21 protein-coding genes are annotated in these 22539 nt (G+C 53.4%); 8 read left to right on the top strand and 13 right to left on the bottom strand.

Annotation, left to right across the window (positions count from 1 at the left end; genetic code table 11):
* Positions 1-688: LysR family transcriptional regulator (locus tag ACTG3Z_RS13910; protein ID WP_439143662.1), on the bottom strand; the 688-nt coding region annotated here is incomplete at its 3' end.
* 120 nt (positions 689-808) lie between these two features.
* On the opposite strand from ACTG3Z_RS13910, the gene ACTG3Z_RS13905 reads away from it, so the two are divergent.
* The 6 genes from ACTG3Z_RS13905 to ACTG3Z_RS13880 are packed head-to-tail and all read left to right on the top strand — an operon-like array spanning position 809 to position 6019.
* Positions 809-1861 carry a C4-dicarboxylate TRAP transporter substrate-binding protein gene (locus ACTG3Z_RS13905; protein ID WP_439143661.1) on the top strand — a complete coding sequence of 351 codons (1053 nt, stop codon included), beginning with the start codon at positions 809-811 and terminating at the stop codon, positions 1859-1861.
* A 5-nt stretch (positions 1862-1866) separates the two neighbouring features.
* A complete protein-coding gene (locus ACTG3Z_RS13900; RefSeq protein WP_439143660.1) occupies positions 1867-2388 on the top strand; it encodes a TRAP transporter small permease subunit in 522 nt (173 codons plus the stop codon).
* Positions 2375-3685 (top strand): TRAP transporter large permease, encoded by a 1311-nt coding sequence (locus tag ACTG3Z_RS13895; protein WP_439143659.1) that lies wholly within the window; start codon positions 2375-2377, stop codon positions 3683-3685. Before ACTG3Z_RS13900 ends, ACTG3Z_RS13895 begins: the two co-directional genes overlap by 14 nt.
* Positions 3686-3696: 11 nt before the next feature.
* On the top strand, positions 3697-4482 hold the full coding sequence (locus ACTG3Z_RS13890; protein ID WP_439143658.1) for a cyclase family protein: 786 nt from the start codon (positions 3697-3699) through the stop codon (positions 4480-4482).
* A complete protein-coding gene (locus ACTG3Z_RS13885) occupies positions 4479-5054 on the top strand; it encodes an OsmC-related (seleno)protein (RefSeq protein ID WP_439143657.1) in 576 nt (191 codons plus the stop codon). The genes ACTG3Z_RS13890 and ACTG3Z_RS13885 overlap by 4 nt, the downstream gene beginning before the upstream one ends.
* Positions 5054-6019 (top strand): fumarylacetoacetate hydrolase family protein, encoded by a 966-nt coding sequence (locus ACTG3Z_RS13880; protein ID WP_439143656.1) that lies wholly within the window; start codon positions 5054-5056, stop codon positions 6017-6019. The genes ACTG3Z_RS13885 and ACTG3Z_RS13880 overlap by 1 nt, the downstream gene beginning before the upstream one ends.
* 48 nt (positions 6020-6067) lie before the next feature.
* On the opposite strand, the gene ACTG3Z_RS13875 is transcribed toward ACTG3Z_RS13880, so the two are convergent.
* From ACTG3Z_RS13875 to ACTG3Z_RS13845, 7 genes are all read right to left on the bottom strand, one after another.
* On the bottom strand, positions 6068-7264 hold the full coding sequence (locus tag ACTG3Z_RS13875; RefSeq protein WP_439143655.1) for a phenylacetate--CoA ligase family protein: 1197 nt from the start codon (positions 7262-7264) through the stop codon (positions 6068-6070).
* 39 nt (positions 7265-7303) lie between these two features.
* Positions 7304-8128, bottom strand: coding sequence for an ABC transporter ATP-binding protein (locus tag ACTG3Z_RS13870; protein WP_375266204.1), 825 nt, complete (start codon positions 8126-8128; stop codon positions 7304-7306).
* A 71-nt stretch (positions 8129-8199) separates the two neighbouring features.
* Positions 8200-9474, bottom strand: a complete 1275-nt coding sequence (locus tag ACTG3Z_RS13865) for an ABC transporter substrate-binding protein (RefSeq protein WP_439143654.1) — start codon at positions 9472-9474, stop codon at positions 8200-8202.
* A gap of 70 nt (positions 9475-9544) precedes the next feature.
* On the bottom strand, positions 9545-10621 hold the full coding sequence (locus ACTG3Z_RS13860; protein WP_439143653.1) for a branched-chain amino acid ABC transporter permease: 1077 nt from the start codon (positions 10619-10621) through the stop codon (positions 9545-9547).
* Positions 10622-10675: 54 nt separating this feature from the next.
* A complete protein-coding gene (locus ACTG3Z_RS13855; RefSeq protein WP_439143652.1) occupies positions 10676-11689 on the bottom strand; it encodes a branched-chain amino acid ABC transporter permease in 1014 nt (337 codons plus the stop codon).
* 36 nt (positions 11690-11725) lie between these two features.
* Entirely contained in the window at positions 11726-12544 is an 819-nt protein-coding gene (locus ACTG3Z_RS13850) for an ABC transporter ATP-binding protein (RefSeq protein ID WP_439143651.1), read from the bottom strand.
* A 9-nt stretch (positions 12545-12553) separates the two neighbouring features.
* Entirely contained in the window at positions 12554-14527 is a 1974-nt protein-coding gene (locus tag ACTG3Z_RS13845) for an AMP-binding protein (RefSeq protein WP_439143650.1), read from the bottom strand.
* 183 nt (positions 14528-14710) lie between these two features.
* Between ACTG3Z_RS13845 and ACTG3Z_RS13840 the strand changes: the two genes are divergently transcribed.
* A complete protein-coding gene (locus ACTG3Z_RS13840; RefSeq protein ID WP_439143649.1) occupies positions 14711-16627 on the top strand; it encodes a PAS-domain containing protein in 1917 nt (638 codons plus the stop codon).
* On the top strand, positions 16624-17328 hold the full coding sequence (locus ACTG3Z_RS13835; protein ID WP_375266211.1) for a response regulator transcription factor: 705 nt from the start codon (positions 16624-16626) through the stop codon (positions 17326-17328). The genes ACTG3Z_RS13840 and ACTG3Z_RS13835 overlap by 4 nt, the downstream gene beginning before the upstream one ends.
* A gap of 139 nt (positions 17329-17467) precedes the next feature.
* Here ACTG3Z_RS13835 and phoB read toward each other — a convergent pair whose 3' ends face one another.
* The 5 genes from phoB to pstC are packed head-to-tail and all read right to left on the bottom strand — an operon-like array spanning position 17468 to position 22498.
* Positions 17468-18157: a phosphate regulon transcriptional regulator PhoB gene (gene phoB, locus ACTG3Z_RS13830; protein ID WP_439143648.1), complete on the bottom strand. Its 690-nt coding sequence runs from the start codon at positions 18155-18157 to the stop codon at positions 17468-17470.
* 13 nt (positions 18158-18170) lie between these two features.
* Positions 18171-18872: a phosphate signaling complex protein PhoU gene (gene phoU / locus ACTG3Z_RS13825; RefSeq protein ID WP_439143647.1), complete on the bottom strand. Its 702-nt coding sequence runs from the start codon at positions 18870-18872 to the stop codon at positions 18171-18173.
* A gap of 10 nt (positions 18873-18882) precedes the next feature.
* Positions 18883-19680 carry a phosphate ABC transporter ATP-binding protein PstB gene (gene pstB, locus ACTG3Z_RS13820; RefSeq protein ID WP_439143646.1) on the bottom strand — a complete coding sequence of 266 codons (798 nt, stop codon included), beginning with the start codon at positions 19678-19680 and terminating at the stop codon, positions 18883-18885.
* 11 nt (positions 19681-19691) lie between these two features.
* Positions 19692-21026 (bottom strand): phosphate ABC transporter permease PstA, encoded by a 1335-nt coding sequence (pstA, locus tag ACTG3Z_RS13815; protein WP_439143645.1) that lies wholly within the window; start codon positions 21024-21026, stop codon positions 19692-19694.
* Entirely contained in the window at positions 21026-22498 is a 1473-nt protein-coding gene (gene pstC, locus ACTG3Z_RS13810) for a phosphate ABC transporter permease subunit PstC (RefSeq protein ID WP_439143644.1), read from the bottom strand. The genes pstA and pstC overlap by 1 nt, the downstream gene beginning before the upstream one ends.
* Positions 22499-22539 lie beyond the last annotated feature (41 nt).

Here is a 22539-nt window from a genome sequence, read left to right as displayed (position 1 = left end):
AGTACCGTGGCTGTAGGCTAAATCCGTCTGGGGTAAGGGGGAGATCGGCCTCAGACCGATTTGTGCAACAAAGCCCGTTTTCTAGAAAGAAGTTGGTCAAGATCATTGGCGCGTCAAAGAAGTCCTCTGGCGTCATCGCGGTGTTGGCGAATGAATTTTCCTTCCAAAGCACGCATTTGAACCGATCTTCGAACAGCAGTTCTGCCGAATGCTTGGTTTCCAACGCAAAGTCAGGCCCGATCAGGAAGTCGATAGTGCCGCGCTGAAATTGTCTAAGCGCTTCACGTGTGTAGGGCAAAATCGACAACGATACGTCCGGCGCGAGAACTGCCAGCTTTTTGGTTAACGCCGATGCAAATACCGCGGCTACGTAGTCTGAGGCTATGATTGTAAAACGACGCTTCAACGTCCTCAGGTCCGTCGTTGAGCGCATCCGCGACACACTGCGCAGTTGGTTCACAATATCTGGAATTTGAAGCGACAGCTCCTGCCCAAAAGACGTCGGCATCATCGCCTGCCCATTATAGTAGAACAGGTCATCATCAAAATGCTGACGGGCACGCTTTAGCGCGCTGCTCATAGCGGACTGAGTGATGTGCAGCTCTTCCGCTGCTGACGTTACGCTACGTCGCCGCAAAAGGGCGTCGATGGCAACAAGCAGGTTTAAATCGAGCTTCTCGAGATGCATGAACCATAGATATCATTAATGGAGGCTAGTACAAATATCAATTTCGCAAATTCATGAACTATGGCGTAGCGTCTAAACAATGCGGATTTGAACAAACAGAATCCGTTCTGGGAGGATAAAATGAAAAAGATTTTAATAAGCGCAGTCGCTTTGATGGCGAGCGCTACTGTCACTTTTGCTGACAACCTGAACGTCACAATTGTCACTGGACACCCACCAATCTTTCGCTGGGTCAAACAATTCCCCGAAGTGTTTATTCCCAGCGCGACCGCCGCGCTCGAAGCACAAGGGCATAGCTTTAATGCAACAGGGCAGTATGGCGGATCCATCGCTGGAGTTGGCGAAGAACTTGAGGCTGTAGAAGCAGGTCTAGCAGAGCTCGGTATTTGTTCGTCTCTGTTTGATCCGGCCAAATTGGCAGTCCAAAACGTGACCTACTACACACCCTTTGTTAGTGATGACTTTCGCCTTGTGACAGATGTTATTCACGATCTGCACAAAAACGATCCGCGCATGACGGAAGCCTATACAGAAAACAACGTGGTTTATCTTGGCTCGCCCAACGCAATTGATGACTACTTGTTGATGACAAAGTTCCCAATCAATTCCCTAGCCGATCTTGAAGGACGCAAGATTGCAGCACCCGGACCAGCGATTAACTGGCTTTCAGGAACAGGCGCTGTTGGCGTTCAGGGCAATTTGACGACCTACTATAACGAGCTGCAAACAGGTGTTTATGATGGCGTAATCGTCTTCGCGTCTGCTGCGTTTCCTGGCAAACTATACGAGGTTGCGCCCAATATTACCCAATTCGGTTTAGGCGCCCAATTTGCTGGTGCGATTTGCGCAAATAAAGACTGGTGGGATGGTCTTGATGCAGACATGCAAAGCGCCTTCACGGACGCGGCAGACGATGCGATGGAATGGTATCTGTCTGACTTGGAGGGTTTTGTATCCCTCGCTTACGCGAAGATGGAAGAAGCCGGTGCCACTGTGACAGCCGCCTCTGACGAAATGCGCCAAAGTTGGGCTGCGAACATGGACAATGCAGCGGCTGAATGGGCTGCAGGCCTTGACGCGCAAGGCAAGAGTGGCACGGACATGATGAAACTCTACATGGACACCATGCGCGCAGCAGGTGCCACACCCCTTCGTAATTGGGACCAAGAGTAACTCGGATGAAGGTCACCTCCCGCGCCTTGCGACTGCTCGACTGGGCAACGCAGGGCGCAAATATTCTGGGCACGATTCTGATTGTCGGGCTTGTTTTGATAATTTGTATCGATGTGATCGGACGCGAAACCATCGGTGCACCGCTCCCTGGCGTGCCTGAAATGGTGTCTTTGTCCATCGTCGCGATTGTTTTCTTACAAGTGCCACAAACCTTTCGGGCAGGGCGACTGACGCGATCTGACGGCTTGATCCATTTTTTGCACGCGCGCGCGCCGCGATTTGCAAAGGGGTTGGAAACAGTGTTCGAGCTTTTGGGTGCGCTTGTGATTGGCACATTACTTTACGCGCAGTGGCCTATTCTGACACGCGCTATCGAGCGGCAAGACTTTGTAGGCTCTGTCGGCAATTTCACCTTCCCCACATGGCCTGTAAAACTTGCAATATTTGTCGGAGCAACGCTGCTCTTGCTTCAGTTTCTCAGCCGGACCCTGAAACGCTACAAGGGTGACACTCATGACACCCTTTGACATTGGCCTCATTAGTCTTGCTGCAATGGGTGGGCTTGCGATTACAGGTCTCTACGTCCCGATTGCTCTGATTGTATGCTCTTTCGTTGGAGTTTGGGCGATTAAAGGCAACGCTTTGCTCGCGACCAAAATGCTTGGCCTTGCAGCGAATGATGCCATCTCAAGCTACTTTTTCGGTGTTGTTCCGGTTTTCGTTCTGATGGGGTTTATCGTCTCTGAAAGCGGTATGGGTCGTGATGCTTTTGACGTGGCAAATGCGATGTTCAAACGCATCAAGGGCGGCTTGGGTGTCGGTACAATTGCCGCCAATACGATTTTTGCAGCGATCACCGGAATTTCAATCGCATCAGCTGCGGTATTCACAAAGATCGCCGTGCCTGAACTACGTCGTCATGGCTATGAAGCGCGCTTCGCAGTTGGGGTTGTTGCAGGCAGTTCTGTTCTAGGGATGTTAATACCACCTAGCCTTTTGCTGATCCTTTATGGGCTGCTCACTGAGCAATCTATTGGCGATTTATTCCTTGCAGGACTTGGGCCAGGATTGGTGTTGGCTGTCCTATTTGGTATCGGAACAGTCCTTATGGCGACCTATGCGCCCGGCTTTGTGGGTCGCAATCTTGGTGGCGATGACGAGGACCTGAGCAGTTCCGAATTGTTGTCCAAAGGGCTGCCAATTGTCGTGCTCATCACACTTGTATTGGGTGGCATCTACGCTGGCCTTTTTACACCCGTCGAAGCCGGTGCCATCGGCACAGCAGGGGCGTTTCTGATCGGTCTAATCAAACGACGTTTGTCCGCAAAGGCACTTTGGAACGTCCTTGTAGAAACGGGCATGATTACAGCAGCAATCTGCTTCCTTCTAATAGCCGCACAAATGTATTCGCGCATGTTGGCGTTTTCGGGCGTTCCCTCTGGGTTTGGGAATTATGTAGCGGCGGCGGATCTCACAATCCTTGGTATCTTATTGCTCTATTGCTTGGTCGTGATCCTGCTGGGCATGATCCTTGATAGCGGGTCGATCATGTTGATCCTTGTTCCCTTAATGCTGCCGGTGATCACGGCGTTGAATGTTGATCTTATCTGGTTTGGCATCATCACCGTTATTGCCGTAGAAATCGGATTACTGACGCCGCCCTTCGGCATATCCGTTTATGTGATCAAAGCGACACTTGATGATCCTGACATAAGCCTGAAAGACATTTTCATCGGAGCGGCACCTTTCGCGCTGATGATGGTGGTTTGCTTGCTGCTCGTCATCTTTTTCCCGTTCATTGCAACTGGCCTTTTGGGCCGCTGAGGGGTTTTCATATGAAACTTATCGACCTTGCACGCCCATTGGAAAACACAGATTTTGCGGATCCTCCGGGTCTTGGGCCCAAAATAACCTACATGGGGCATGATGAAACTGCGCCGCAATTGCTGTCGTTTTTTCCCGGTGTCAGCCGCGATGATCTTCCCGGCGGTGAAGGTTGGGCTGTGGAAAGCGTTACGCTCTCAACGCACAACGGTACTCATCTGGACGCTCCTTATCATTTTCATTCCACTATGGACGGCGGGAAACGCGCAATCACGATTGACGAAGTCCCCCTCGAATGGTGTTGGGGCAATGGGGTAAAGCTGGATTTTCGTCATTTTGACGATGGTTATGTTGCAACGCCCGAAGATATCGAAGCAGAGCTCAAACGCATCGATCATGCCTTATCTGAAGGCGATATAGTCGTAGTGAACACCGCCGCAGGCGCAGCCTACGGAACACCCGAATATGTCGCTACCGGATGCGGTATCGGGCGCGCAGCCACCAACTATCTGTCAGCAAGGGGTGTGAAAATTACGGGCACCGATGCATGGAGTTGGGATGCACCCTTTGTGCACACCGCCAAACGTGTCGCCGAGACGGGCGACGCCTCTTTGATTTGGGAAGGGCACAGAGCGGGGATGGATCAACTTTACCTACATATGGAAAAACTAGCGAACCTTGAAACGCTTCCTAGCACCGGCTTCGAGATCATTTGTTTCCCTGTCAGCATCAAAGCCGCGAGCGCCGGCTGGTGCCGACCCGTTGCAGTCACCAAGAACCCAGCAGGTGCAGCATGACCGACATCGTCTCTCGCGCGAATGAGACACCGAGCCTAACAACGCTCCCGCCTTTTCCAAAACCTGTTATCAAACCGGGTGAACCGATCCACTTTGCCTATGAGGTGATCGCAGAACCCGGCCCGGGCCAGTCCAAGCGCGGCGTTATCATTAGCCCGCGTGCCGATTATAGTTCATGGGAAATTAGCTGTGATGAAGGGACTGGCATGGGCGGCGATGATGCAGCGCCATCCCCGCTTGGATATCTGATTGTTGGTGTTGCATTTTGCCTGCTGACCCACATCCAAGGGTATTTGCACAAAGTACCGTTGAAGGTCGATAAAATCAAAGTCGAGATGCGCGCCCAGTATGGGACTTTGCCCCCAGAGCCAGATCAGGGCCAACAAGGCCAAGGCATGTGCGACGCCTACACAGCACATGTTCTTGTCGAAAGCCCTGAGCCGCAAGAGAAACTGGAAGAATTGATCAAAGTCTGTCGTGATGCCTGTATGGCAATTGCCACAGTCGCCTCTGCGGTGCCTACAACGACACGGGTTTTCGTGAATGGGACAGAGAATGGAGTAGACGTTTAATGAAACTGGTAACGCTCGCGAATGGCACCCGTGATGGACGTCTGCATGTGGTCAATCAAGCAGGCACAAAGGTGCTCGCTGTGCCAAGTGCAGTTTGTATGCAGCACGCGCTTGAGAATTGGGAAGCTGTGTTGCCTGAACTTACAGAATTGAGCACTAAAGTAGAGAACGAGGGCCAAGCGTTTGAAGGCGCAGACGCTCTTTCTCCGCTCCCGCGCGCTGTTCAATGGCTTGATGGGTCCGCGTTTGAAACCCATTTTTTACTCATTCAACAGGCATGGGGACTTCCGATCACTGGCTTGCCCAAACGCCCGCTTATGTATCAGGGAATGTCAGATCGCTTTCTTGCGCCAACCCAAACCGCTGTCTTTCCGTCTGAAGATGACGGGGTCGATTTTGAGGGAGAGTTTGGTGTTATTCTCGGTGACGTGCCGATGGGCACATCTGCGAAAGACGCACTACAATATGTGCGCCTGATCGTGCTTATCAATGACTGGAGCTTGCGCGCCTTGGGACCAATTGAAATGGCCACGGGATTTGGCTGGTTGCAATGCAAACCGGCGTGCAGTGTTGCGCCTTTTGCTGTCACTCCCGATACATTAGGCGACGCTTGGAAGGACGGCCGCGTCTGTTTACCCCTTACTATCCATCTCGACGACAAGCTATTTGGCAGTGCCAGTGGTGATGAAATGAAGTTTGGTTTTGATGAACTGATTGCCCATGCCGCGTATTCCAGAGACTTGCCCGCTGGCACAATCCTCGGCTCAGGAACAGTGGCAAACAGCAACTATGCCGAAGTCGGTTCCAGTTGTATTGCAGAGCGACGCGCCATTGAACAAATCGACACTGGGCAGGGTATCACGCCTTTTATGGGCAATGGCGATCGCGTGGTCATGGAGGCTCGTCACCCTGAATTTGGCGACATTTTTGGCAAGATCGAGCAGCACATCGCAATACCTGAATAATGACGCCTTACCTGCAAACATGCTTCAGATACGGCGCGCTAGCCGTGATTAATCATAACTGCGGCGATCCTCGATCACCAAGCCATCACGCGGCAAGGCACCAAGCGTCACCAGTTCAATTGCGCCCCTCATTTTGAGTGTTGATTGCACCGCATCCTCAAAATCACTTGCATTCGACCCTGATGTTTCGATCTGCACTGTCAGCATATCTTTCTCATCAGCGCGGGACGCAACGACACGCGCACGTGCGATTCCATCATGGCTCGCAACCAAATCAGCGACCTGTTCGGGCCGCACAAACATGCCTTTGATCTTCGTCGTTTGATCCGCGCGACCCATCCAACCTTTTATGCGTGTGTTGGTGCGCCCGCAGGGAGATGTGCCCGTCATCACGGCGCTAAGGTCGCCCGTGGCAAAACGGATCAAAGGATAGTCAGGGTTCAGCGATGTTACGATAACTTCCCCAACCTCACCCGGTTCAACAGGAATACCAGTGCCCGGAATAACAATTTCAAGGATGATACCTTCATCGATGATCATGCCTTCTTGCGCTTGGGATTCGTAAGCGACGTTACCCAGATCAGCGGTTGCATAATTTTGCAGGCACAAAATACCACGATCCGCGTATTCTTGGCGCAAACTCGGGAAGAGCGCTCCACCACCAACAGCAGCCTTAGTGATGTTAAGCTTCATGCCCATTTCGTCAGCCTTATCGAGGATCACCTTCAGATAATCCGGCGTCCCGGCATAGGCGGTAGAACCGACATCCTTCGCTGCGCGGACTTGCAAGTCAGTTTGACCCGTTCCCGCAGGCAGCACAGTCGCCCCGACAGCCCGTGCGCCATTCTCAAAGATCGAGCCAGCTGGAGTGAGGTGATAGCCAAAGCAATTCTGCACGATGTCACCTTTGCCTATACCGAGTGCATGCAAAAAGCGACCGATACGCCACCAGTCATGAGAGATACCACCGGGTTCATAAATGGGTCCGGGAGACTGGAAGATGTGGGCAACGTTGGACGTATTGATACCACCAAACGGGGGCTTTTCGGCTTGCCACTTAACCAATTCAGATTTGCGCAACACTGGCAGTTTGGCCAGATCTTCAATTCCCGCAACGCCACTAGAATCGAGGCAATTTCCGTCCGCACTTGTCGCGCGTGCAAGTTGTTCCATCAAAGCGGCGCTTTGCTGTGCAGAGCGTTCATCGGCAGAGCGTGTCTCAAGCGTGTCAAAATATTTAGTCATTAGGTCGGCTCGCAAATGAAAGGAAGTATGAGGCAAAGGTTAGCTGAGCCACCGCTTACGGCGGCGGTAGGACCGCACATCGCGGAAGGATTTACGGCCCTCGTCAGACATGCCCAGATAGAATTCTTTCACATCGGGATTCTCACGAAGTTCTGCAGCAGGACCGTCCATCACGACGCGTCCGCTTTCCAAAATGTAGCCATAGTGCGCATAGCGCAGGGCCACATTGGTGTTCTGCTCTGCCAGCAGAATAGTCACGCCTTGCTCTTCGTTGATCTTTTTTACGATCTCAAAAATCTGCTCCACCAGTTGCGGAGCAAGACCCATGGAGGGCTCATCAAGCAAGATGGTTTCAGGGCGCGACATCAATGCGCGACCCATGGCAACCATTTGCTGCTCACCGCCAGAGGTATAGCCAGCTTGCGACTTACGGCGCTCTTTCAAACGCGGAAAGTAATCATAGACCATCTCAAGATCAGCGGCGATTGCGCCTTTGCCATCTTTGCGCGTGTAGGCTCCTGTGAGCAAATTTTCCTCAACGGTGAGGTGTTCAAAACAGTGACGGCCTTCCATCACTTGAATGACCCCTGAGCTCACCAAATCCGCAGGGTCGCGTCCCGCAAGATCGGCACCGCGATAATTGATAGAACCTTTGGTGATATCACCGCGCTCTGATTTCAAAAGGCCAGAAATAGCCTTTAGGGTCGTTGTCTTGCCAGCACCGTTACCGCCGAGCAAAGCAACGATACCGCCTTTGGGCACGTGCAGGCTGACGCCTTTCAACACAAGGATCACGTGGTTGTAGATCACTTCAATGTTGTTCACTTCGAGAAGTTTCTCAGTGCTCGGAGCGGAATCTAGCATGTCAAACGCCTGTCATAAATGAGAGTGGATAGGTCCGGCCAACGCTGTCAGCCGGACCAGAAAGAGGCTAATTAGCAACCTGCTTCAATGTTGTTTTCCGCAGCATAAGCCATGGAATCTTCATCGATGAGCGGTTGAATCACGTCCATGTCGGATGGCGAGAAGTCAGAGATCAATGTCCACTCTTTCGCCGCCGCGTCCCACTGCGTCATACCAACGAGGCCAGGGCCACCGTGGTTTTCGCAAGACACTTTGAACGATGGACCAAAGCCTGGAAGACCGAGGCCAGCCATCTTCTCTTCAGTGATCTCAAGCGCTTCCATACCATCACGCATTTGCGCCGCGTTGATATCTGCAACACCGTGGATTTCCTGCGCCGTTTTCACAGCTTCCGCTGCAAGCATCGCCGCATAAAGACCACGGTTGTAAAGCACCGTACCGATCTGATCGCCAGCACCCGCTGCATTGCCTGTGTCAACAACATGCGTTTTGATGTCGTCGAACACTGGGAAGTCACTGCCAACACCGTGGAACGTCAAAGCTTTGTAGCCATTGGCCTTGTCGCCCGCTGGGAGAACGTCGTTCTCAGAACCGGACCACCAAATACCGATGAAGTTTTCCATGTTGAAACGGATGTTCGCCGCTTCCTGAACCGCAACTTGGTTCATCACGCCCCAACCGTACATGATAACGTAGTCAGGCTTTTCACGACGGATTTGCAGCCACTGTGATTTCTGCTCCTGGCCTGGGTGATCCACTGGGATCAACGTCAGGTCATAGCCGTGCTTTTTGGACAGCTCTTCCAATGTGCGGATAGGCTCTTTGCCGTAAGCGGAGTTGTGATAAACCAACGCCACTTTCTTGCCGGAAATGTCGCCTTGACCCATCAAGTAGTTGATCGCGCCAGAGGCACCATTCCAGTAGTTCGCAGGGTAGTTAAAGACGTTTGAAAAAACCTTGCCGTTCGCAGCAGATGTACGACCGTAGCCCATCGAGTGGATTGCGATGCCGTCGGCCGTTGCTTTCGGGATCAACTGGTATGTGATGCCTGTGGACAGCGGTTGATAGACCAACGCGCCTTCGCCCTTTGTGGATTCATAGCACTCAACGCCTTTTTCGGTGTTGTAGCCTGTTTCGCACTCAAGCACGCGTGCTTCAACGCCGCCGATACCGCCATCACGGGCGTTCAACATTGTGAAGTAATCCGCATAGCCATCCGCGAACGGAATGCCGCCAGCCGCATAAGGGCCAGTGCGATAGGACAAGGACGGGAACACAAGATCCGCCATAACGGGGCTTGCGATCATCAGCGCGCTCAGCGCCATTGCAGGTAGTTTCATCTTCATCGGGGTTTTCCTCCCATGGTTAGTCCGATGTGTGGGGCATTCGCCCCTTATTGTACTTTGGCCACGCGCTTTAATGCGGGAACGGCCAAAGGCGTAGTTTCTCTTTCGCAACGCGCCAAAGCTGGGCGATGCCATGCGGTTCAGCGATGAGAAAGATGATGATCAATGCGCCCACGATCACCAAATTGAAATGCGCGACGATATCAGTGGGCCAGCCCAACATATCGACGCCGATAAGTTTTAGAACGACAGGAAGCAGCACAAGGAAGGCCGCCCCCGCGAAGGACCCAAAGATCGATCCAAGGCCGCCGATGATGATCATAAACAGCACGAGGAATGACTTCTGAATGCCAAAGACTTCACCAACTTCAACCGCGCCCAGATAAACTGCGAAGAAAAGCGCGCCTGAGATACCTATGAAAAAGCCCGACACAGCAAACGCACTAAGTTTTGCACGCAACGGGTTCACACCGATGATTTCAGCAGCAATATCCATATCGCGGATCGCCATCCATTTGCGCCCTTGCATACCACGCGTCAAATTGCGCGCGATGATCGCGCTGATGGTCAGGAAGACGAGACAAAAGAGATAGGTTGCCCATGCATCCGTATTTGCACCTGTAACAGGTACGCCAAAAACGGTGCGCTCTGGTGCGTTGATCTGACCAGAAGCAGAGTAGTTGTAAAACCAGCTGACCTTATTGAAGAGCCAGACCAAAAAGAACTGAGCGGCGAGCGTGGCAACCGCGAGATAGAAACCTTTGATCCTAAGCGAAGGTAAACCGAAAGCTGTGCAAACAATCGCCGTGACACCGCCCGCGGCAATCACATGGAAAAAGATATTCACGTCAGGGAAACTCGTCATCAGCTTGTAGCAGGCATAAGCCCCTACAGCCATGAAACCACCAGTTCCCAGCGACACTTGCCCGCAATATCCTGTAAGGATGTTCAAACCAATCGCGGCAATCGAATAGATGAGGAATGGCAGCAAAAACGCGTTCGCCCAGTAGTCGTTGATCAAGAATGGAATGACGCCAAAGGCGACAGCCAGAACCACGTAGTAGCGATAGCGATCGAACTTGATTGGGAAGGTCTGATTGTCATCCGTATAGGACGTTTTGAAATCACCTGCTTCACGGTAAAACATCTCAGACAGTCCCTTCGAAAAATTCAGTCGCGCGTGTGGAGTGGTTCAACATAGCTACACCCTCTCGATGATCTTCTCGCCAAACAGACCCTGCGGTCTGAAGACAAGGAAAATGAGAGCAAGCACATAAGCGAACCAATTCTCGGTCGCGCTGATCGTAAAGCCAAACAATTCACCCGCGAGTGCAGAGCTGGACATGAAGAATTCAAACAGTTTCTCGCCTACGCCAATGATAAGACCACCGACAATGGCCCCCGGAATGGATGTGAACCCGCCCAGCATCAAAACCGGCAAAGCCTTCAAGGCGATCAGGGAGAGCGAAAACTGCACACCTGATTTCGTGCCCCACATGATGCCCGCCACCAAAGCCACAAAGCCCGCCACCGACCAAACCATGATCCAGATAAAGTTAAGCGATACACCGACGGACAGCGCCGCCTGATGATCATCCGCCACAGCCCGCATTGCGCGGCCCTCTTTGGAGTACTGCGCAAATATAACCAGACCAACCACGAGCAAAACAGCAACGACCGTCGCAACAATATCCAAGTTATCGATGAAGAAGCCGTAGCCAAACATTTCATATGTCACCTGATCAATCGTATCGTTGATCCCTTGCGGCAAACCAACATCAAGCTTCTTGATCTCGGACCCCCACATCAAATCGCCCACGCCCTCCAAGAAATAGGCAAGGCCAATCGTGGCCATGAACAGAATGATTGGTTCTTGCCCAACAAGATGGCGGAAGATGTAGCGTTGCACGATCCACGCGAACAGAACCATGACAACCACAGTTCCAAAGATCGCAAACAGCGCGGGCACGTGCCAGCCAAAGTGGTGGATATCCGTCCCAAATGTTGCATTGATGATATGGCTGAACGGAACTTGTCCATCCATAATCCCCACAAGCGTCAGCGCGGAAAACAGCGCCATGACGCCTTGGGCATAATTGAAAATACCGGAGGCTTTGAAGATCAAAACAAAGCCCAGCGCGACCAGCGCATACAGGACCCCAGCCATCAGACCATTGAGGAACACTTCCATCGCAAATGTGAGTTGTTCAAGCATCACTTGGTCTCCATCTTAAGTAATACGTGGGTAAAATCAGTCATGAGCTACCCCTAGATACGCATCAATCACAGCTTGGTTGTTGCGAATGTCATGCGGGGTGCCGTCACCAATCTTCTTGCCATAGTCCATCACGACCACGCGGTCAGACAGGTCCATGACAACGCCCATGTCATGCTCAATCAGCGCAATCGTGGTGCCAAATTCATCGTTCACATCCAGAATGAAGCGGCTCATGTCCTCTTTCTCTTCGACGTTCATGCCCGCCATCGGCTCGTCCAGCAGGAGGATCGAAGGCTCTGATACAAGCGCACGCGCCAGCTCAACCCGCTTTTTCAAACCATAGGGCAAGCGTGCGACAGGCGTCTTACGGATGTGCTGAATTTCGAGGAAGTCGATAATCTTCTCCGCTTTTTCGCGGTTTTCTATCTCTTCGCGTTCTGCCTTACCGCGCCAAATGGCTTGCGCGAAAAGGCCTGAGTTCATCTTGTTCAAACGCCCGGTCATAACGTTGTCCAGAACGGTCATGCCTTCAAACAAAGCGATGTTTTGAAACGTACGGGCGATGCCCTGCTGCGCCACCTCATAAGGCTTCATCTGCGGGCGCGGCTTGCCGTGAAACATCACCTGCCCCTCTTGCGGAACATAAAAACCGGAGATCACGTTCAGCATCGACGATTTGCCCGCACCATTCGGACCAATAATCGCACGAATTTCGCCCTCGCGGATATCAAAGGAGATATCCTTGATCGCCACAACACCACCAAATCGCAATGTGATATTTTTCATTTCCATCACAACGCCACCAATCGTGCGGCCGTCGTCTGTGACGTAGCTATCTGTAGAATCGAGCATATTACGTCCTTATTCAGCAGCGATTTTCGAAGCAGTGACCGGTACTACAGCAGCATCACGAATTTCTAATGTGGCGCTGATCATCCCCTTGCGACCATCTTCGTAAGTCACTTCGGTTTCGGTGTAGATTTCGGGTGAGCCATCATAAAGCGCGTTCACCAAATCTTCGAATTTTTCACCGATGATCTTGCGACGTACTTTGAGCGTACGCGTCAATTCACCGTCATCCGCATCAAGCTGCTTGTGCAAGACCAAGAAGCGGTGCACCTGACAGCCGGACAACATCGGGTCCTCGGCCACAGATTTGTTCACCGTCTCAACATGCTCTTGAATCGTCTCAAGCACGCGCGGATGACCAGCAAGTTCTTGGTAAGACGCATACGCGATATTGTTGCGCTCTGCCCAGTTACCGACAGCCGTGAGGTCGATATTGATAAACGCCGTGCAGCGATCCCGCTCAGCGCCAAAAACAACGGCCTCAAGAATGTTGGGATAGAACTTCAGCTTGTTTTCAACGTACTTGGGCGCGAACAATGCGCCGTTAGACATGTTCGCCACATCCTTTGCACGGTCGATAATGCGCAGATGTCCTGTGCCTTCTTCGATGAAACCCGCGTCACCCGTGGCGACCCAACCCTCTGGGTCTTTGGTATCCGCCGTGCTTTCAGCGTTTTTATAGTACTCAACGAACGTGCCTTCGGAGCGGTAAAAGACTTCGCCATTTTCAGCGATCTTCAACTCGACACCGGGGCTTGGCACGCCAACAGTATCAGAGCGCACCTGACCATCAGGTTGTTGTGTGATGAAGACCGATGCTTCGGTCTGACCATAAAGCTGCTTCAGATTGATCCCAAGCGAGCGGTAGAAATCGAAAATTTCGGGACCAATCGCTTCACCAGCAGTGTAGCCAATGCGCACACGCGAAAAGCCGAGTGTGTTTTTCAGCGGGCCATAAACCAGTAAATCGCCAAGCTTGTATTTCAGCTTGTCAAAACCGCCGACAGGATTGCCATCAAGGATATCGGGTCCGACTTTTTTGGCATGCGCCATGAAGTAATCAAACATCCGTTTCTTCATCGGGGATGCGTCTTCCATGCGGATCATTACAGTGGTGAGCTGCGTTTCAAACACGCGTGGAGGGGCGAAGTAATACGTCGGTCCAATCTCACGAAGATCGGTCATCATCGTATCAACGCTTTCAGGGCAATTGACGCAAAAACCGGTCCAATACGCCTGACCAAGCGAGAAAATGAAATCGCCAACCCAAGCCATCGGCAAGTAGGCGAGAATGTCTTCGCCCGCGCTCAAGCTATCAAACTCTGACGAATGACGGGACGTTTCGATGATATTGCGATTGCTCAGGACAACGCCCTTGGGCTTGCCGGTGGTGCCAGAGGTGTAGAGCATCACGCAGGTGCTGTCGTAATTTAGCGCTTCGCGGCGGCGGTTCAGCTCTGGCATCAACTCACCAACAGCAGCGCGGCCGGCGTCTTGCACTCTAGAGAACTGATGCAAATTCGCATGATCGTATTTGCGCAGGCCTCGCGGATCGAGATAGATCATTTGCTCAAACTGGCTCAGATCCTCTTGAACGTCAGTGACTTTATCAACCTGTTCTTGATCCGCGGCGATTACGAAACGCGCGCCACAATGCTCAAGCACATAGGCCATCTCATCGGCAGACGCGTCGGAATACAGCGGCACGGGCACGGCGCCGACAGATTGCACAGCGACCATCGCCCAATACAAATAAGGACGATTGCGGCCAATGATGGCGATGAAATCACCCTCAGCAGCGCCAAGTGTTAACAATCCAAGCGCAAGCGCATCGATCTCATCAGCAGCCTCGGACCATGTCCAGTTTTGCCAGATGCCTAGCTCTTTTTCACGGTAAGCCGCTTTGTCACCGAACTCGGCCGCGTTGCGTTGCAATAGCGCTGGAACGGACGTCAATCCGTTCACGCCTTCAGACGTTTGTGTCAACGATGTTTCCTCCCGTTGCCCGCTTGTGCGCGAACATGGCCGCTTGTGCGACTCGCTGCGCTTACCGTGCCAGCTATTTTCTGAAGGTCAACTTTTTCCGTAACTTTTCTGAAACCTAACGAATTGTAACAGCGCTTCGACAGGGCTTTCCGCGGTCGTCCTGTCGATGGTAGCCATATGCCTATGAGCCATGCCACACGCCACAATACCATGATTGCTGCTGGATTGAATTTGATCCAACAGGCCATGTCGATTTTTGACTCAGATCTAAAACTGGTGCTCATCAATCGCCCAATGCAACAGATGTTCAACCTCCCTGACGAGATGATCGAACCGGGTGTGAGCTTTGAAACGGTTATTCGCTTTCTTGCGGAAGCCGGGGAATACGGCGAAGTCGATAATCTGGACGAATTTGTTGCAGTACGTGCACGTCTCGCCCGCGCGTTTGAGCCGCATTACATGGAACGCACCCGCGCCAACGGTCGCGTGATTAGCGTGGAGGGTGCACCTTTGCCGGAGGGCGGTTGGGTCACCGTCTATACCGATATTACCGAAATTAAGCAGCAAGAGGCATTGTTGCGCGCGCGTTCCGAAGTGTTAAGCGAACAGGTTCTTGCCCGCTCGGAAGAACTAGCTTCAACCAACCGGGCTTTGGCCTCAAGCAATGCAATGCTTGAAGAAACCAAACATCAGCTCACCCAGATGGAAGCGCGCACGCGCTTAACTACACAGATGATGCCTGCTCATATTGCGCACTTGGATTTGCGGCAGCGCTACACGTTTTCCAATCGGCGCCTGCAAGTCGTTATGCCAGGGAGCACCGATGATATTGTCGGGCTCAGCGCTGCTGATGCGCTGGGCAGCGCCACTTACGCAGTGATCAAACCACACCTTGAGCGCGCGCTCAAAAATGAACCTTCTGTTTTCGAGTTCACACATCATTCAAGTTCCCGTCGAATCCGCGTCGCATTCACTCCAGATGTTGCAGAAGACCATGTGCAAGGCGTCTATGTCCTGTCGATGGATGTGACCGAGGAAACACAAACCCGCGTCGCGTTGCAGCAAACCCGCCGCCGCGAGATGGCAGCACAGCTCACCAGCGGATTGGCACATGATTTTTCCAATTTGTTAACGATCATTCTAGGGATGCAAGGCAAGCTACAAAAGATGAAAGGCTTGCCCAGCGACGCGGAGCATCTGATCACTGCAACACTCGCTGCAGCGCGACGAGGGGGCGGATTGCTTCATCGCATTGCTGATATGACAGGGCCAAGAACGTTCCGCCCAATACCAGTCACGCTGTCCTCATTCTTGAACGAACTGGAAACGATGGCAACTCCGACACTTGGTGGCGATCATAGCTTAAAGATCGTACAGAATGCGACTGATGGCATCTACAACCTTGACGCTGGCATGCTTCAAGACAGCCTTCTTAACTTGATTCTGAATGCCCGCGACGCAACGCCGCCGGGCGGCCAGATCACGCTCACGGCGCGCGCGGTGCAAGACACTTGGCTCGAACTCGAGGTGGCTGACACAGGGTCTGGTTTTTCCGAGCGCGCACTCGAACAAGCGGTACAGCCATTTTTCACGACAAAAGGTGGTGAGGGGTCTGGCCTTGGTCTTGCGATGGTCTACGACATGACAAAGCTCGCAGGCGGTGACATTCGGCTGTTTAACAATGAAGGCGCACACGTTCTGCTGCGTTTGCCGCTGCGTTTGGCGGATGCCCATATTCCTGCTGGTCTTGTTTTGCTCGTAGAGGATAGCGATGATTTGCGCGCGTCAATTCGTGACATGCTGGTTGCGCAGGGCCATCTTGTTCTTGAAGCAACGTCTGTCCATGAAGCGGAAGCCTTGTTGAACAGTGTTCCTGACATTGCATATGTGCTAGCGGATATTCAACTTAGCGGCGCGCGAACTGGGCTTGATCTTGCAGCGTTCACGGATCGCCCGATCACGCTGATGACATCCTTGCCCGCGTCAGACCCTTTGCACAAAGCTGCGAGCGCGCGTGGCGCGTTTCTGCAAAAGCCCTTCAACGACACTGCGCTACATGCAGCATTGACCACCGCTGTTCAGATCGGAGCACCATCATGACCACTTTGCCACTGGTCACAATCCTTGACGATGAACCGGAAATCCGCGCGATCCTTTCCGAAACACTGGAAGATGCAGGGTTTCGCACCCTCAGTTTCGGGCGCGCCCGCGAATTTGAGGCCGCATTGAAGACCGTAACGCCAGATGTGTGTTTGGTTGACTTGTCCTTACCTGACACAGATGGCCTTGCGCTCGTGCATCGCCTCGCGTTGGAGCAAGGTGCCGTAGTGATCATTATTTCAGGACGTTCACAGGTTCACGACAAGGTTACCGGATTAGAGCTTGGCGCTGATGACTATATCATCAAACCCTTTGACCCATCCGAGGTGGTGGCGCGTATCCGCGTGCGCCTTCGCAAAGCTCTACCGACTGAAACCAGCTCAAACACCGCAGATTTCGCGAATTGGACAGCACATTTTGACCGCTATGTACTGGAAGACATGACAGGTGACGAGACGCCCTTCAGCCATGCTGAGGGTGAAGTGTTACGGCTCTTTCTGCAAAGCCCCAAACGGCTGATATCGCGCAGTCAAATGCAAGATATGCTTGGTGGTGGGGCCGGTGACAGCTTTGATCGCGCCATGGACGTGCGCATCTCTCGGCTGCGCACAAAACTACGCGAAGACCCCAAAAACCCGCAGTTAATTAAAACGATCTATGGGGCCGGATATATCTTCCTTGGTGATGTGGCGTGGCGTTAATCGCGCCGCCGCAAGCCAATTAAGCGATACGCATTTCGACAGGCAAGCACACAGCAACAAAGCACCGCAAAACAAACGCAAGTGGGCATTTACGCAGATTGGCCATGACGCGAAAGGATGGGATAAGGTGGACTGAACGCTACCCTAACGCGTATCCGACACCGCGCACTGTCCGAACCAGATCATCACCGCCATGTTGCGAAAGTGCCTTGCGCAAGCGACCGATGTGGACATCTACCGTGCGTGTATCGACGTATAAATCGCGACCCCAAACGCGGTCTAGCAATTGATCACGGCTCCAGACGCGGCCGGGTTTTTCCATGAACGTCGTGAGCAGCCGGAATTCCGTTGGCCCCAGCTTAAGCTCATCTGTCCCGCGTGTGACTTTGTGCGTCTCACCGTCCAGAATAATATCGTCAAATGTAAGCTGTTGGCCAAGCGAGGAAGGGCGCACGCGGCGCAACTGAGTTCTCACACGCGCGATCAACTCGATCACCGAATAGGGTTTGACGACATAGTCATCTGCACCCGTTTCCAAGCCGCGCACTTTATCCACTTCTTCAGAGCGCGCAGAGAGCATGATCACGGGAGTGGAGCGTGTCTCTGGTTTGCTTTTGACGCGCCGGCAGACTTCGATGCCGGACATGTTGGGCATCATCCAGTCCAGCACGATGATGTCCGGCGCCTCCTCCGCGATAAGCAAAAGCGCTTCTTCCCCGTCTCTCGCACGGCTTACTACAAACCCTTCAGCCTCCAGATTATAGGCCAGAACTTCCAACTGGGCCGGCTCATCCTCTACAACCAAAACACGGGGCTGATCAGTGGACATCTGCGTGGTCTCCTCAGCTTGGCAATGATGTTTTGTCGCCTTTGGCGCGCGCCTCATCCGGGAGCGTGCCAGTGACGAGGTAAACAACCTGTTCGGCGATGGAGGTCACGTGATCACCCATGCGTTCGATGTTTTTGGCGATAAAATGCAGGTGCATGCAGGCCGTAATGTTGCTGGGGTCTTCCATCATGAAGGTCAGGAATTCGCGGAACAGTGCATTATACATTTGATCGACTTGAATATCGCGGTCGATCACATCCTGCGCCAATGCGGCGTCCCGCGCGACATAGGCATCTAGCGCGTCTTTCAGCATCCCCTCGACCTCTTTGGCCATGCGGCGCAAAGCGCCCGCACTGCCATTCACAGGCTCCATTTGAGACAGAACGCCCGTGCGCTTGGCGAGGTTTTTGGAGTAATCCCCGATGCGCTCCAAGTTGGCACTCACTTTGATCACCGAGAGCACGAGGCGCAAATCGCTCGCCGTAGGCGCACGCAAGGCGATCACACGCGCGGCCTCTTCGTTGATGATTTCCTCAAGGGCGTCGATGGCCTTGTCCGCGACGCGCACTGCTTCTGCGCGCTCTTCGTCGCGGGTCTCAAGGCTGATCGCGGCCTCGAGGATGGCATTTTCAACCAGCCCGCCCATTTTCATAATCTGTGCCTGGATCGCTTCAAGATCACGATCAAAAGCTGATGCAATGTGTTGCTCTTTCATGTTCAACTCCTTAGCCGATACGGCCAGTGATATAGCTTTCAGTGCGCGGATCGACGGGGGTGGTAAAGATCGTGGAGGTCTCACCGTACTCAACAAGGTTTCCGAGGTGGAAAAACGCCGTTTTCTGGCTGACCCGCGCGGCCTGCTGCATGGAGTGGGTGACGATCACGACAGAGTAGCTTTGGCGCAGTTCGTCAATCAGCTCTTCGACTTGCGCTGTGGCGATCGGGTCAAGAGCCGAACATGGCTCATCCATCAACAGCACTTCGGGCTCGGTCGCGACAGCGCGCGCAATGCAAAGACGCTGTTGTTGCCCCCCCGACAGGCCCGTGCCAGGGGCGTGCAGGCGGTCCTTGACCTCATCCCAGATGGCGCCACGGCGCAGGGCGTTTTCGACAATGTTATCCAGATCTGCCTTGTTCTTGGCCAACCCATGAATGCGCGGCCCATAGGCCACATTGTCATAGATTGATTTCGGGAACGGATTGGGCTTTTGGAACACCATGCCGACTTTTGCACGCAGCTGAACGGGGTCCACCTTGGGGTCATAGATATCTTCTGAATCGATGCGGATATCGCCTGTGACGCGACACACATCAATGGTGTCGTTCATTCGGTTTATGCAGCGCAAAAACGTGGACTTGCCACAACCCGATGGGCCGATAAAGGCTGTCACTGTCTTGTCTTCGATTTCGACGCTCACGTCCTTGATAGCATGGTTGTCGCCATAATAGACCTGCACATCTTTGGCTGCGATCTTGACCTCGTTGGTGTCCACTTTTCTCTCCACAATTCTCATATCATTCATTGTACTGTTCCCTACCAACGACGTTCAAAACGGCGCCGCAACAAAACGGCAATGGCGTTCATCGTGATCAGGAAGAGCAACAGAATGATAATGCCGCCCCATGCTTTTTCGTAAAACCCAGGGTCCGCACGGCTGGCCCAGGTGTAGATTTGCGCAGGCATGGCGGAGTTGGCGTCGGTAAAGCCGCCCGCGAACGTCTCTGGATATTCTCGCGCGACATAGCCAACCATACCGATCAAGAGCAGCGGCGCTGTTTCACCCAAAGCCTGCGCAAGGCCGATAATCGTGCCCGTCAGGATACCCGGCATCGCGAGGGGCAGCACATGATGAAACACCGATTGCATTTTGGACGCTCCGACACCCAAGGCTGCATCGCGTATCGACGGCGGCACAGCAGCCAAGGAGGCGCGTGTGGAAATGATGATCGTGGGCAATGTCATAAGTGTTAGAACAAGGCCACCAACCAGTGGTGCTGACTGCGGCAAGCCTGCGAACTGAATGAATACAGCCAGACCAAGGATACCGAACACGATGGAGGGCACCGCAGCAAGGTTCGAGATGTTTACTTCAATCAGATCAGTCCAGCGGTTCTTGGGGGCAAATTCCTCAAGGTAGATCGACGCGGCCACCCCGATGGGCAGCGACAAAAACAGAACCACAAGCATCATAAAGAACGAACCGATCACAGACGCGCCCAAACCAGCGCCACCGGGGTTGTCCACGCCGGAATCCGTGCCTGTAATGAAGTTCCAATTAAACGCGCCTTTGACAATGCCCGCGTCTTGAAGCGCGTCTACCAGATCAAGGTCAGTCGCCATCAGGAACCGGCTATCGACCAACGTATCGCGTGTCACACGGCCATTCATATACCCGTCAACGCGGGAAGCCGCGGCAAGCTCGAACGAAACGGGTGTGCCGATGCGGTCGGGGTTCTCAAGAAAAAAGCTGCGGATCGTGCCGCCCAGCTTGCCAACAAGCCGCTGGATTGCCTTGCTGTCAAAATCAACTTCCAAGCCTTTGGCATCAAGCTGCTCGCTCAGCGCGTTTACGAATATTTTCCGATATTCACCGGTCTTGAGCATCTTGGATTCTGCGGTGTCGAATTGTTCCTGCGTCAGCGTAAATTCGATCTCCACCACAGTCTGGGTAAAGGCAGGAAGCCCCGAGCGCAGGATAGAGGCAAACAGGAACACCAAAAACAACAGACCCACACCAATGGCGGCCATGCCGTACATACGGAAACGGGTTTCAGCCGCGTTGCGTTTACGTGTACGCGCGTCCTGCGCCAAGAGGCTGGATTTCTTCTTCGGGGTCGCGGCGGCGGGTGTCATGTTCACGTCAGTCATCAGTCATACTGCTCCCGATATTTGCGCACGATGTAGAGGGCAAAAACGTTCAGCCCCAGCGTTAGAACAAAAAGCGTCATACCAAGAGCAAAGGCTACAAGCGCCTCAGGCGAGGCAAAGTCAGCGTCGCCAGTCAACTGGCTTACAATCTTGGCGGTGATGGTCGTCATTGCCTCGAACGGGTTCAGCGACAGGCGGGCCGCGGCCCCAGCCCCCAGCACCACGATCATCGTCTCACCAATGGCGCGCGACGCGGCCAGCAGAATCGCACCGACGATACCGGGCAACGCGGCAGGCAGGATCACCTGACGGATCGTTTCAGATTTCGTCGCGCCCAGCCCATAAGATCCGTCGCGCATCGACTGTGGCACAGCGTTGATGATGTCGTCAGACAGCGAGGAGACAAACGGGATCAGCATGATGCCCATGACAAGGCCCGCCGTCATCACCGCTGTGCCGCCCTGCATCCATCCAAGCGTATCTTTACCAAACATGCTCACCAGCAGCGGACCAACGGTGAGCAGCGCAAACAGTCCGTAGACAATCGTGGGAATACCCGCGAGGATTTCGATCAGCGGCTTGGCGATGCTGCGCACTTTCGGCCCTGCATATTCCGACAGGTAAATCGCGGAAAACAGACCAATGGGCACAGCGACGAGAAGCGCGATGAACGATATGTAAAAGGTGCCCCAAAGAAGCGGCAACACGCCGAGGTCAGACGCTCCTCCGCGACCGGAAAAGCTGGGTGCCCATTTGGTGCCGAAGAAAAAATCAGCTGCGGGGTAGAGTTTGAAAAACTCGATGGTGTTGAAGAGCAGAGCAAACAAAATGCCGATGGTGGTCAGGATTGCAACGGAGGCAGCGGCGAGTAGCAGGGCCAAGATGCCTCGCTCAACGTTGTTGCGGGCGCGGAAATTTGCCGTTGATTTCGAGTAGGCATAGGCGGCACCACCCAGCGCGATGAGCAAGACAAGCACCGTCATTAGCAACGAGCCGGCTGCATTGAGCGTCCGGTAGCGTTGCGCACCTGACAATACTTCAGGACTAACTGCAGATCCAAGAGCGACGCCAACCTCTCCCAAGCGCTCGCGTACATCAGAGGTGTCCGTGCTGAGCGATGCGGCCTCGTCGTAGCTCATCGCGCCTTGCTGCACAGCAACGTCAAGGCCGTCCGCCACGCGGCGCACATCACTCATCACAAGCCCGATGGAACTTCCTTCCGACACCATCGTATCGGGAAGTGTCGCAAGGACACGCGAGTTGACAAAAAGCGGCTGCGCCAACATCCAGATGATGAGCACTGCCGCAGCGGGGACGATGGCCCACATGGCCACGTTCGCACCGTAGTATACAGGCAAGGAATGGAGATCACGGCGGTCACCACCAGCACTTTTCAATGCGCGACTGCGCCCCATTTGATAACCAATCGCCGCAATCGCAGCGAGGATCGCTATGAGCCAAGTAAACGGCATATGGGTTCCAATCGTCGTGACTGTTTATGTAGTAAATGCCC

This window comes from Planktotalea sp., from assembly GCF_965659345.1.
In the GTDB taxonomy this organism is placed as follows: domain Bacteria; phylum Pseudomonadota; class Alphaproteobacteria; order Rhodobacterales; family Rhodobacteraceae; genus Planktotalea.
This window is presented reverse-complemented; position numbering and strand designations above follow the sequence as displayed.